At 71.8% G+C, this 12,822-nt stretch carries 9 protein-coding genes and 1 pseudogene; 7 read left to right on the top strand and 3 right to left on the bottom strand.

The features are described from left to right. Nucleotides 1-396 precede the first annotated feature (396 nt). From G3I77_RS38695 to G3I77_RS38685, 3 genes are all read right to left on the bottom strand, one after another. Nucleotides 397-1,401 (bottom strand): NADP-dependent oxidoreductase, encoded by a 1,005-nt coding sequence (locus G3I77_RS38695; protein WP_248511711.1) that lies wholly within the window; start codon nt 1,399-1,401, stop codon nt 397-399. 312 nt (nt 1,402-1,713) lie between these two features. Next, entirely contained in the window at nt 1,714-1,911 is a 198-nt protein-coding gene (locus tag G3I77_RS38690) for a hypothetical protein (protein ID WP_248511709.1), read from the bottom strand. A gap of 60 nt (nt 1,912-1,971) precedes the next feature. Beyond that, a complete protein-coding gene (locus G3I77_RS38685; RefSeq protein WP_248511707.1) occupies nt 1,972-2,664 on the bottom strand; it encodes an SDR family oxidoreductase in 693 nt (230 codons plus the stop codon). Nucleotides 2,665-2,779: 115 nt separating this feature from the next. Between G3I77_RS38685 and G3I77_RS38680 the strand changes: the two genes are divergently transcribed. The 7 genes and pseudogenes from G3I77_RS38680 (at nt 2,780) to G3I77_RS38650 (ending at nt 12,534) form a co-directional block, all read left to right on the top strand. Beyond that, complete coding sequence (locus G3I77_RS38680) at nt 2,780-3,391, top strand: TetR/AcrR family transcriptional regulator (protein ID WP_248511705.1); 612 nt, start codon at nt 2,780-2,782, stop codon at nt 3,389-3,391. Nucleotides 3,392-3,425: 34 nt separating this feature from the next. Beyond that, nucleotides 3,426-4,235: pseudogene (locus G3I77_RS38675) on the top strand (transcriptional regulator); the annotation flags it as partial. Between the two features lie 6 nt (nt 4,236-4,241). Then, nucleotides 4,242-4,799: an XRE family transcriptional regulator gene (locus G3I77_RS38670; protein WP_248511704.1), complete on the top strand. Its 558-nt coding sequence runs from the start codon at nt 4,242-4,244 to the stop codon at nt 4,797-4,799. 256 nt (nt 4,800-5,055) lie between these two features. Next, nucleotides 5,056-8,922: a Pls/PosA family non-ribosomal peptide synthetase gene (locus G3I77_RS38665; RefSeq protein WP_248511703.1), complete on the top strand. Its 3,867-nt coding sequence runs from the start codon at nt 5,056-5,058 to the stop codon at nt 8,920-8,922. A 77-nt stretch (nt 8,923-8,999) separates the two neighbouring features. Beyond that, nucleotides 9,000-10,337, top strand: coding sequence for a M1 family metallopeptidase (locus G3I77_RS38660; protein WP_248511702.1), 1,338 nt, complete (start codon nt 9,000-9,002; stop codon nt 10,335-10,337). An 82-nt stretch (nt 10,338-10,419) separates the two neighbouring features. Further along, nucleotides 10,420-10,983 carry a snapalysin family zinc-dependent metalloprotease gene (locus G3I77_RS38655; protein ID WP_248511701.1) on the top strand — a complete coding sequence of 188 codons (564 nt, stop codon included), beginning with the start codon at nt 10,420-10,422 and terminating at the stop codon, nt 10,981-10,983. Nucleotides 10,984-11,592: 609 nt separating this feature from the next. Next, nucleotides 11,593-12,534 carry an alpha/beta hydrolase gene (locus tag G3I77_RS38650; protein ID WP_248511700.1) on the top strand — a complete coding sequence of 314 codons (942 nt, stop codon included), beginning with the start codon at nt 11,593-11,595 and terminating at the stop codon, nt 12,532-12,534. The last annotated feature ends 288 nt before the right edge of the window (nt 12,535-12,822 follow it).

The raw sequence follows: 12,822 nt of genomic DNA, 5'->3' as shown, positions 1-12,822 counted from the left end.
ACTCGGCGACCAGCCCGTCGTCCACGGCGCCACTCACAGCGGCCTTCCCGGCCTCGGTGTCACTCGTCACGTCAGTCATCAACTGTCGCTTCCAGCTCGGGAGTTACACCGCTCACCGTACAGACCCCTGTCGCCGAATTCGCATCGTTCCTGACGTGATCCGCACTCTTCGCAGGCAAGTTGTCGTCCGGACCGTGCTGCCGGTAGGCGACGTCCACGCCGTGCACGGACACGGCGCGGGTCGGCGCGTTCTTGTACGACGACGGGGTGGGCGTGGGGGAGCTGGACGGGTGCGTTCGTGATCGGGTCCTGGTGTGGGAGAAAGGAGCGTGGGGCGGGTTCTTCTCGCTGTGGCGAGCGGCGTTCTCGGCGTCCGGCAGGGCCGTTGCCCTGGGTTCACGTCATGGAGACGACGACCTTGCCGGCTTTTGCGCGGCCTTTCTCGACGTACTCCATGGCCTGAAGGGTCTCGTCGAAGGGGAAGACCTGGTCGACGACGGGGCGGATCTTCCCGGCGTCGATGAGGGGGGTGAGTTCGCGCAGCTGGTCGCCGCTGGCCTTCATGAACAGGAAGGAGTACGTGACACCGAGACGCTTGGCCTGGCGCCGGGTCTTGGCGCTGAGCGCGGCGATGCCCAGGCGGAGCACCAGGTTCGAGCCGAGTTCGCGGGCGGTGGCCGGGTCGGGCGGGCCCGCGACGGAGATGGCCAGGCCGCCGGGCTTGAGGATGCGCAGGGACTTGGCGAGGTTCTCGCCGCCGAGGGAGTCCAGGACGAGGTCGTAGCCGGTGAGGAGTTCGGAGAAGTCCTGGGTGCGGTAGTCGATGACCTCGTCCGCGCCGAGGTCCTTGACGAGGTCGATCTTGGCGGTGCTCGCGGTGGCGGCCACGTGCGCGCCCAGTGCCTTGGCCAGTTGGATGGTGATGGATCCGAGGCCGCCGGCGCCCGCGTGGATGAGGACCTTCTGGCCCGGCTGGACGTTCGCCCGCTCGACCAGGGCCTGCCAGGCGGTCAGCGCGACCAGAGGGAGGGAGGCGGCCTCGGTCATGGTGAGCGTGGCGGGCTTGGGCGCCAGGTCGTCCTGGTGGACGGCGAGGAGTTCGGCGAAGGTGCCGATGCGGTCCTTGTCGGGCCGCGCGTAGACCTCGTCGCCCACCGCGAAGCGGGTGACGGACGATCCGACGCGGACGACGGTCCCGGCGAGGTCGTTGCCCAGGACGAGCGGGAGACGGTAGGGCAGGATCTGCTTGAGGTCACCGTCGCGGATCTTCATGTCCAGTGGGTTGACACTCGCCGCGTGGATCCTGACCAGGACGTCGTCGGCGCCCACCTGGGGGTCGGGTATCTCGGCGGCACGCATGTTGGACGCGTCACCGTACTTCTCGACCGTGAAGGCCTTCATCGTCATCTCCGTTCGTGTGGTCTCCCGTCCAAGCGGGAGGGGTGTTCTGTCCGTGAGGGGCTTGTCTCGGGACGAGACGGTTTGTGGTGTTCTTCTAGTCCGCGCGCTCCGCGTCGGCACGGCAGTGGCCAGTGCCTGCGCGGAGAGTTCTGCGTCGGCCGTGTTTCCGGGCTCAGGCCACCGGCACGACCGGGGTGATGACGCTGCTCGCGTCGCCGCCCTGGAGGTGCCCCAGCGAGCCCGCGATGCCCTCGTGCGGTACGCCGAGCGGCACGGCGCTGACCTTGTCGAGGCGCGCGTACTGCTCGTCGGTCAGCTGGACGTCGAGGGCTGCGAGGTAGCTGTCGGCGCTGTCGAGGAAGGTGCCGCCGGCCTCGGCGAACCGGTCGAAGATGCGGCGGGCCTCGTCGGCTCGGCGCCTGCGCCCCAGCCGGTGCCGAAGTTCGCGGTGCCGAGCGCGTACTCGCAGACGCGCAGTCCGGTCTTGCGGCCGAAGGCCGTGTAACGCATGAGAAGTCCTTGCGTAAGGGGGCCTGGAAGGCCGTCGTGCCGTGGTGGAGGGGGTGAGCGTCAGCCCGCGTTCGGCTGGGGCGCCGCGGACAGGCTCTGCTTGACGTACCTGCTGGTCTCGTCGGCGAGGATCTCGGGCAGGCCGGTCTCGATGCCGCGCAGGGCCTGGGCCGCGACGTCGGCGGCGGCGACCTTCTGATCGGCGGGCACGCTGGCGGCCATGTCGGTGTCCATGTAGCCGACGTGCAGCGCCGAGACGGTGATCCCGCGGGGCGCCAGTTCCTCGCGACTCGCGTCGCTCAGCGCCCAGGCGGCGGCCTTGGAAGCCGCGTAGGAGCCGAGGCCTGCCGGGTGGAACCAGGACAGGGCGGACAGGACGTTGAGTACGGCGCCGCCGCCGTTGCCCTCGATGACGGGAGCGAAGGCCCGTGTGGCGACGAGCGGGCCGAAGAAGTTGGTCTCCATCTCGCGACGTACCTCGTCCAGGTCGCCGCCGACCAGCGTCGCGCCGGTGGAGACGCCCGCGTTGTTGATCAGAAGCGTCGCGTCCGACGCGATGCGGGCGGCCTCCCGTATCGACTCCTGGTCCGTCACGTCGAGGCGCAGTGGGCGGACGCCCGGCAGGTCGACCGTCTCGGGACGGCGGGCCGCCGCGTAGACCTTGGCGCCATGCTCCACGAGCTGGGCGGCCAGGTGCCGCCCGAGGCCCCGGTTGGCGCCGGTGACCACCGCGACCGCGTTCTTGAGTTCCATGCTCGTTCCTGTCCTTCGCAGGTGCCGTCGGAGCACCCGCGTCATTTAGATTGCAAGCACAATCTAAGCACAGGGCTATGATAGATGCCAGTCGACATCCAAACGGGAGGTGGCCATGGGCCGCGTATCGCAGGCGCAGGCGGAGGAAAATCGCAGGCGGGTGGTGGACACCGCGTCGCGGCTGTTCCGGGAGCAGGGCACCCACGTCAGCGTCGCCGATCTCATGAAGGCGGCCGGCCTCACCCACGGCGCCTTCTACAAGCAGTTCGCCTCCAAGGAAGCGCTCGTCGATGAGGTCACCGCCCACGTCTTCGATGAGATCGCACGGCGCAATGCGGCCGGGCTCGAGCGGCACGACGGGCAGCGGGATGCCGCTCAGCGGGCCCTGATCGACGCCTACCTCTCCGTCGAACACCGTGACAACGCGGCGGACGGCTGCCCGGTCGCGGCTCTCGCCATCGATATCGCGCGCGGACCCGAAGGCCGCGAGGCGCGCCGTACCTACGCGGAGGGCGTGGCCGACTTCGCCGCGTTCCTCGCCCCCGCCGAGGCCGTCGCGGACGGCGGGGGCGTCGGGGGCGTCGGGGGCGGCGAGGGCGGCGAGGGTGGCCTCGCCCGGCTGTGCACCCTGGTCGGTGCCCTGGTCCTGTCCCGGGCCACCCAGGGCTCCCCGCTCTCCGAGGAGATCCTCGCCGCCGCGCACGCGGCCCTGACGGAAGCCGACTGACCGGGGGCCCGGCATCGGGCGCCGCGCGGCGTGTGACTTCCGCGCCCCGCAGTTCAACCCGAAGATCCCCGGCTCCTGGCTGGTGGACCTCTCCCACGTGGAGCTGGACCCGCGCCTGCCCAGCCCGTTCACACCGACCGGCGAACGGCCCGACGGCCCGGCCTGGTACCAGACCCACACCGTCGCCTACGCCCAGGAACTCGGCTACAACGTCCAGCCGATGGAGGCGTACCTGCGGCGCGAGACCGGCGCGTACCTGGACCCTTGGCACGACCGGCTCAAGACCGCCTACCTCGACACCCTCGCCGACCTCGGCGTCACCCGGGACCTGGACGACCGCGCCTTCCTCACGGCGATGGAGCGGCACAAGGACGCCGACCCGGCCCTGGCCGCCGTCCTCGCGGCGATCAAGGCCACGGTCAAGGGAGGCATCGGGAAACTGCGTGAGCGCCCCCAGGGCCGCCGCTACCGGGACGGGGAGCGGTGGCCGGCTCTGGAACGCCCGACCTGGCGACCCGACATCCGCGCCGCCGTCATCTCCAAGGCCCGGGTCAACATGCACCGCAAACTGCTGAACATGGCGAAGCTGACGGGTCTGTACCCGCTCGCGGTGCTGTCCGACTGCGTCGTCTACCCCAGCCCCGGCCCCAGCCCCCTGGACTTCCTGCCGTACGCGGCCTCCGGCAAGCCCCAGCCCGGCGGCTTCCGCCTCGGCCCCAGCCCGGGCCTGGCGAAACTGGAAGGCGTCCAGGAGATGCTCTGGGCCGTCGACCTGCTGGAGAAGGGCTACAACCCCGCCCGCCACATCAAGGGCGGCGACGCCGTCCTGGACGAAGGGGAGTAGGACGCCGTGGGAGAGATCGAGGACGCCATCGAGCGCGCCGACCAGGAAGCCTTCACCCGGGAGCCGCCCAAGACCCTCAAGGGCCAGATCAACTTCCTGATGCGGCAGCTCAAGACGACCCGGGCGGTGGCGGCGGAACTCGGAGTGAGCCAGCGGTCGGTGGAGCGCTACCGCAAGGGCGAGCGCAGACACCCTCCGAAGGACATCCAGCAGAGGATCGACACGGCCGTGCGGTCCCGCTGGCAGCCGCAGGTCCGCAAGCGCAGGCGCAAGCAAGCCGCCGCCACGGGTGGGATCACCGTGGAGACGAGGGCCCGGTTCGGCTACACCGCACCGATCGGCACGACCGACGACGGCCGCTTCCGCCGCCTCACGGTGCACCTCACGCCGGACCACGCCCGCCGCCTGTTCGAGGCGCGCGAGGCGGGGGCCGGTGACCAGGAGATGCGGCAGATCATCGCCGACGGATTCAAGGACGTGTACTTCCAGGACGGCGGGGTCCGTGCGACGGATCTGTCGGACGTGGCCATCAACGACATCGACTACCTGGACCTCGACTACTAGCAGCCATCCGACGGAGGTGACCTGATCATCGGTGTGGGGGAAGTCTCGTCCGTCCGAAGACCCCCAGCTCAGGATCAATGTCGCCGGCTCCGCCCCACCCCTGAACGGCTACTCCGACTGGCGTGCCGAAGCGCCCAAATCTAGCGTCGTACTAAGATTTCCGGTTTGTTACTGGAGCTGGATCCGGACAACCCCAGGCACACCTGCGGGCCCGCCAGCGCCCCGGAGGCATCCGGGATCAAGACGCGAGGACCGGATGGCAGCCATACAGGAGAGCGACGCTCTCGGCCTGCTCGGCGAGGAGCTCGGCGCGGAGATCCACCAGCAGTTCGGGGACAGCGCACGCTTCTCGGGAGGCCCGGCGGCCTCGCCCCGCACGCTTCTCGACGTCTTCGACGCGTCCGTGCGGTCGCATCCGGACGAGCCCGCCCTGGACGACGGCACGAGCAGTCTCACCTACCGTGCGCTGGCCATGGAGGTGGAGCGGCTGCGGCGGCGGCTCGGCTCCGCCGGGGTCGGGCTCGGGGACCGGGTGGGGGTCCGGGTCCCGTCCGGCACCAACGCGCTCTACATCGCGATCCTCGCCGTGCTCGCGGCCGGCGCCGCATACGTCCCCGTCGACGCCGAGGACCCCGACGAGCGGGCCGAGTTGGTGTTCGGCGAGGCCGGCGTACGCGCCGTCGTCGGAGCCGGGCACGAGATCACCGTGCACGGTGCCGGCGAGACCCCCGCCGCACGCCCCGGCATAGAGCACGACGCCTGGATCATCTTCACGTCCGGCTCCACCGGGAAACCCAAGGGCGTCGCCGTCAGCCACCGCAGCGCCGCCGCGTTCGTGGACGCCGAGGCCGCGCTGTTCCTCACCGAGGAGCCCATCGGCCCCGGAGACCGCGTCATGGCGGGACTGTCCGTGGCGTTCGACGCCTCCTGCGAGGAGATGTGGCTGGCGTGGCGGTACGGGGCCTGTCTGGTGCCGGTGCCGCGCGCGCAGGTCCGGAGCGGAGCCGATCTCGGGCCCTGGCTGGTCGAGCAGGAGATCACCGTCGTGTCGACGGTGCCCACGCTCGCCGCCCTGTGGGAGCCGGAGACCCTCAACGACGTACGGCTGCTGATCTTCGGCGGTGAGGCCTGCCCGCCCGAGCTGACCCAGCGGCTGGTGACCGAGGGGCGCGAGGTCTGGAACACGTACGGGCCCACCGAGGCGACCGTCGTCGCCTGCGCCTCTCTGCTGAGCGGTCAGGAGCCGATCCGGATCGGACTGCCCCTGGACGGCTGGGAGCTGGCCGTCGTCGACGAGGCCGGCGAGCCCGTGCCGATGGGCGGCAGCGGACAGCTGGTGATCGGCGGGGTCGGGCTGGCCCGGTATCTCGACGCCGAGAAGGACACGGAGAAGTACGCGCCCCTGGAGTCCCTCGGGTGGGAGCGGGCATACCGCAGCGGCGACCTCGTCAAGGCGGAGCCCGAGGGACTGGTCTTCCTCGGACGTGCCGACGAGCAGATCAAGCTCGGCGGGCGGCGGATCGAGCTCGGCGAGGTCGATGCCGCCCTCCAGGGCCTGCCCGGGGTCGCCGGAGCCGCGGCCGCCGTGCGGACCGCTCGCGGCGGCAATCAGCTCCTCGTCGGCTACGTCGTCACCCAGGACGGATGGGACCACGCCGTTGCCGTGGAGAAACTGCGGGCCGGACTGCCCGCCGCGCTGGTGCCGTTGCTCGCGCCGGTCGAGGAACTGCCGACCCGCACGTCGGGCAAGGTCGACCGGAACGCGCTGCCCTGGCCGCTGAAGGACCTCGAGACGGGCGGCCCGGCCGAACAGCTCTACGGCACCGAGGCATGGCTCGCCGAGCAGTGGACCGAAGTGCTCTGCATCCCCGTCACCAGCGCCTTTGACGACTTCTTCGCGATCGGCGGCGGCAGCCTGTCCGCCGCCCGGCTGACGACCCGGCTGCGCACCCGCTACCCGGGCGCGGCCGTGCTGGACATCTACCAGCAGCCCGTACTGCGCAAGCTGGCCCGGCGGCTGGAGAAGTCGGCGCGGGACGACGAGGCCCGGCGCACCGTCACCCCGGTGCCGCGGCGCGCTCAGATCGTCCAACTGCTGCTCCTCGTCCCGCTGTTCACCCTCCTAGGACTGCGCTGGACCGTGGCACTGGCCGCCCTCGGGAATCTGCTGCCCGCCTACGCCTGGCTGCCCACCGCCCCTTGGTGGCTCCTCGCGCTCGCAGCCGTCGCCCTGTTCAGCCCGCCGGGGCGGCTCGCCCTGGCCGCCGGTGGCGCGCGACTGCTGCTCCGCGGCGTGAAGCCCGGCCGGTACACACGCGGGGGCGGCGTACATCTGCGGCTGTGGACCGCCGAGCGGCTGGCCGAATTCAGCGGCGCGACCTCGCTGACCGGCTCCTGGCTGGAGCGGTACGCGCGGGCGCTGGGCGCCAAGATCGGCCCGGAAGCCGATCTGCACTCGCTGCCCCCGGTCACCGGAATGCTCAAGCTGGGGCGGGGCGCGGCCGTGGAGTCCGAGGTGGACCTCTCCGGCTACTGGCTGGACGGCGACCGGCTGGAGATCGGCACGGTCAAGGTGGGCGCACACGCCGTCGTCGGCACGCGCAGCGTGCTCTTCCCCGGTGCCCGGGTGGGCAAGCGGGCCGAGGTGGCGCCCGGTTCCGCGGTCACGGGGCAGATCCCCACCGGTCAGCGCTGGGCGGGCGCGCCCGCCGTCAAGCTGGGCAAGGCCAAGCGCAACTGGCCCGAGGAACGGCCGCGGCGCGGGACGTACTGGAGCGTGATGTACGGCCTCACCGGCCTCGCGCTGACCGTCCTCCCGGTGCCGGCAGGGCTGGCCGCGCTCCTCATGGCCCGGGCCTTCGTCACGCCGGGCTCGGTCCTCACGGGCGCCGCCCTGGCCGTCGTCCCGGCGACGCTCATCTACGGACTGACGTACGCGGTGCTGCTCCTCGTCGCCGTACGGCTTCTGAGCCTCGGCCTGCGGGAGGGGACGCACCCGACGCACAGCCGGGTCGGGTGGCAGGCGTGGACGGTCACGCAGCTGATGGACCGGTCGCGGGAGACGCTGTTCCCCCTGTACGCGGGGTTGGTCACGCCGGTGTGGCTGCGGCTGCTCGGGATGCGGATCGGGCGCGGCGCCGAGGTGTCGACGGTGCTGGCCCTGCCCAGTCTGACGACGGTCGGCGAGGGCGCGTTCCTGGCCGACGACACCCTGACCGCGCCGTACGAGCTCGGCGGTGGCTGGATGCGGATCGGGCGGGCCGAGATCGGGCGGCGGGCCTTCCTCGGGAACTCCGGCATGACGGCGCCGGGACGCAGCGTGCCGGACGGCGGGCTGGTCGGCGTGCTGTCGGCGACGCCGAAGAAGGCCAAGAAGCACACGTCCTATCTGGGGCTGCCGCCGGTCAAGCTGCCGCGCGCCGCCGCCGACGGGGACCGGAGCCGCACGTACGAACCGCCGGCCCGGCTGCTGTGGGCCCGCGGACTGGTGGAGCTGTGCCGGATCGTGCCCGTGTTCTGCTCGGCGGGCCTGGCGGTGCTGACGATCGCCGCGCTCTGCGCGCTGGGGGCCTGGGCGCCGCTGCTGTCCGGGCTGGTGCTGCTCGCGGCCGGAGGGGGCGCGGCCCTCGTCTCGATCATCGCCAAGTGGGCGCTCGTGGGGCGGCACCGCAGCGGGGAGCACCCGCTGTGGTCCTCCTTCGTATGGCGCAACGAGCTGGCGGACACCTTCGTCGAGGTGCTCGCCGTGCCGTGGCTGGCAGGCGCGGTGCCGGGTACGCCGGTGATGACGGCATGGCTGCGGGGCCTGGGCGCACGGATCGGCAGGGGCGTGTGGGTGGAGAGCTACTGGCTGCCCGAGACCGACCTGGTGACGCTCCAGGACGCGGTCACCGTGAACCGGGGCTGCGTCCTTCAGACACACCTCTTCCACGACCGGATCTTGCGGACGGATACTGTGGTCCTCCGTGAGGGCGCGACGCTGGGCCCTGGCGGGATCGTCCTGCCCGGCAGCACGATCGGGGCCCGCACGACGCTGGGTCCCGCGTCGCTCGTCATGGCCGCGGAGTCCGTCCCCGACGACACCCGATGGCTCGGCAACCCGATCGAGGCATGGCGCCCCTGAGCGCGGGCCACTCGGAGCCGGAGGGCGACGGACCGGCAGGCAGTGGCAGCAGCGCGGCGCAGGGAGACCAGACGGCAGTGGCAGTCCAGCAGGCGGCGGGCGCGGACCCGTACTTTCCGGAGCACGGCGATCACCGGTACCGGGTGCACCGCTACGAGCTCGCGCTGGACTACCGCCCGGGCCCGAACCGGCTGTCCGGGACGGCCCGCATCAACGCCATAGCGGGACGGGCGCCGCTCACCGAGTTCGTGCTGAACCTGGCCGACTACAAGATCGGCCGGGTACGGGTCGACGGACGCCAGCCGCACTACACCCACCGCGGCGGCAGACTGCGCCTCCGTCCGGCCAAGCCGGTCCGCGCCGGGGCGCCCTTCACGGTCGAGGTGCACTGGTCGGGCAACCCCGAGCCGGTGAACAGCCCCTGGGGCGGGCTCGGCTGGGAGGAGCTGGAGGACGGGGCGCTGGTGGCCAGCCAGCCGATCGGGGCGCCGTCGTGGTACCCGTGCAACGACCGGCCCGCCGACAAGGCGTCGTACCAGCTCTCGATCACGACGCCGTCGGCGTACGCGGTGGTGGCGGGCGGACGTCTGCTGACCCGGACGACGAAGGCGAGCACCACCACCTGGGTGTACGAGCAGTCGGCGCCGACGTCCAGCTACCTGGTGGGCCTCGTGATCGGCAAGTACCAGACGGTGCTGCTGGGCGACCCCGGTCCGGGCGGGGTCCCGCAGCACGGGCACATTCCGGCGCATCTCCTGGGCGACTTCTCGCGGGACTTCGCACGCCAGCCGCAGATGATGGAGGTGTTCCAGGAGCTGTTCGGGCCGTACCCGTTCGACGAGTACGCGGTCGTGGTGACGGAGGAGGAGCTCGACGTGCCCGTCGAGGCCCAGGGGCTGTCGCTGTTCGGCGCCAACCATGTGGACGGAGCACGGGGTTCGGAGCGGCTGGTGGCGCACGAGCTGGCCCACCAGTGGTTCGGCAACAGCGTGTCCATCGCCGACTGGCGGCACATCTGGCTCAACGAGGGGTTCGCGAAGTACGCCGAGTGGCTGTGGTCGGAGCGCTCGGGCGGGCGTACGACGCAGCAACTCGCCGCTGCCGCACACCGGGTGCTGTCGTCGTTGCCGCAGGATCTGCGACTGTCGGATCCGGGCCGCAAGTCGATGTTCGACGACCGTCTCTACGAACGCGGCGGGCTCGTGCTGCACGCGGTGCGCTGCGCGCTGGGCGACATCGCCTTCTTCCGCATGCTGCGCGGCTGGGGGCAGCTGCACCGGGGCGGCACGGTCACGACCGCGGCCTTCACCTCGCACGTGGCGCGCTTCGCGACCGAGCCGGTGGACGAACTGCTGCAGGCGTGGATCCACGGGACGGCGCTGCCGCCCCTGCCGGACGCCGCGAGGCCGAGCTGACGGATTCAGTGGTGACCTTCCTGGGCATGGGGCTTATGAGTGTCATGAGCACGACTGCCTTTCCCCCACAAGGAGGTCGATCATGCACGTCCGTATGCTGACCGGCGGTCTCGCCGCCGCCTGTCTGGTGTCCGTGTCCCTGACGGGTGGCCAGGCCGCGGCCGCCGCCCCTCATGCGCCGGATGCCCCGCTGGCCGCCCGCGTCCTGACCTACGACGCCGGCGCCTCCGCGGAGTTCAGGAGCGCCGTCGATCGGGGCGCGGCCATCTGGAACGAGAGTGTCGACGCCGTCGAGCTGCGGCCGGTCGCAGCCGGGCAACGAGCGAACATACGGGTCCTCGCGGACAACGGCTGGCCGCGCGCCCTGCCCACCACCCTGGGCAACGGGACCGTGTACATCGGGCGCCAGGCCGTCGACCAGGGCTACGACACGATCCGCATCTCCGCGCACGAACTCGGGCACATCCTCGGCCTGCCGGATCGCAAGCCCGGACCGTGCTCGAGCCTGATGTCCGGTTCCACCGCGGGCACTTCGTGCACGAATCCGTATCCGAACGCGGCGGAGAAGGCGGAGGTCGAGGGCAACTTCGGCGGCGAACTCGCCGGGTCGGCCCCGGCGATGCGAACCGAGGTGTTCGTGGACTGACGCGTGCGGCGCCATGCGTGACAAGGCGCCATGCCCTCGCTCGGCCGGTTCCCCTGTCCTGACGTCGGACGGCGGGGGAGCCGGCCGGGCCTGCTCGTCGATTTCGTGCTCGTCCGTGTTCCGCCGGGGCGGCTGACTCCGCGGAGCAGGCGCACTGAGTCGAGCCACCTCCCCTTCAGGCCCCCACCGCAGACGTGCGCTCGCGGCCGTGCTCGCCGCCTCGACCCCTGCCTTCCTCGTGGTCGAACATCGCCGTCTTCTGCACCGGGCCAATGCCCCGACGGGCCCCGGCCCCTCCGCGCCCGGCCGGGCAGCCACGTGTTCCCGCTGTCCGATGCCGGGCTTGACCGGTGACGGCGTCGCGGTCCCCGGCACCGCCGGCTGACAGGAGCCCCGGGGCGATCGCCGCACGACGGCCCCGCAACGACGGGCGTATCCCCGGCACCGGCCCTACAAGACCGGTGACATTGCCGGTCCCCGCGCGGCGGCCCCTCCCTGACAGTGGCACGGCCAGCCCGACGGCGGTGCCCACCGCGGGCACGCGGCAGACGCCCCAGGTCCCGCGTGCCCGCGAACGGCCACCTGCCACGACAGAGAGGACGACTCGTCGTGCAACTCCATCCCCACACCGACTCACCCCCGCACAACCGCGGCCCCCTCGGGCACCGAGCCGGACGCCGGGCCGGGCGACTGGCCGGCGCCGCCGCGGCACTCGCCCTCGCCATCGGCGTGGGACCCCTGAACAACCCGGGGGCCCACGCCGCGGACAACCCCTACGAGCGCGGCCCGGCCCCCACCACCTCCAGCATCGAGGCGCTGCGCGGCCCGTACGCCGTGTCGCAGATGTCCGTCTCCTCGCTGTCCGTCACCGGATTCGGCGGCGGCACCATCTACTACCCGACGAGCACCAGCGACGGCACCTTCGGCGCGGTGGCCGTCTCGCCCGGCTACACCGCCTACGAGTCGTCCATCGCCTGGCTCGGACCGCGCCTGGCCTCGCAGGGCTTCGTGGTGTTCACCATCGACACCCTCACCACGCTCGACCAGCCCGACTCCCGAGGCCGTCAGCTGCTGGCCGCCCTGGACTACCTCACCGACCGCAGCTCGGTCCGCACCCGCATCGACGCCTCCCGCCTCGGCGTCATGGGCCACTCGATGGGCGGCGGCGGCAGCCTGGAGGCCGCCAAGTCGCGTCCGGCCCTCCAGGCGGCGATCCCGCTGACCCCGTGGAACCTCGACAAGACCTGGCCCGAGGTCACCACGCCGACCCTGATCTTCGGAGCCGACGGCGACACCATCGCCCCGGTCGCCTCCCACGCCGAACCCTTCTACTCGAGCCTGTCCTCCTCGCTGGACCGGGGGTACCTGGAGCTGAACTCGGCGACGCACTTCACCCCCAACTCGTCGAACACGACGATCGCGAAGTACAGCATTTCCTGGCTCAAGCGGTTCATCGACAACGACACCCGCTACGAGCAGTTCCTGTGCCCGCTGCCCCGACCGAGCCTGACCATCGAGGAGTACCGGGGCAACTGCCCGCACGTTTCCTGACCTTCCGCGCCCCCGGGCCGCGGAGCCGGGCCTGCGAGGGGGATCGGCGGCGGACGCGTGCGACGCGTCCGCCGCCGGTGTCGTGCCGGGGCACGGCCGTGGAGGCCCCCCGTTGTGCCGCGGCACAATCCGTCCACCGGCCGAGCCCGGTCGACGCGCAGGTGAGGCCTCGGATTGGCGCGCCCGGACGCGCGGACGTCAGCCTTCCGGTCTTCCTTACGCGCAAGTAACCTCCGTGGGGTGACCGGAGACCGAAGCAGGTGGCGAACGGCCCCTCGCGCAGAAGGC

The sequence above is a fragment of the Streptomyces sp. D2-8 genome, from assembly GCF_023184515.1.
Lineage (GTDB): Bacteria > Actinomycetota > Actinomycetes > Streptomycetales > Streptomycetaceae > Streptomyces.
Note: the sequence above shows the minus strand (reverse complement) of the source record. Positions and strands in the feature narration are given on the sequence as shown.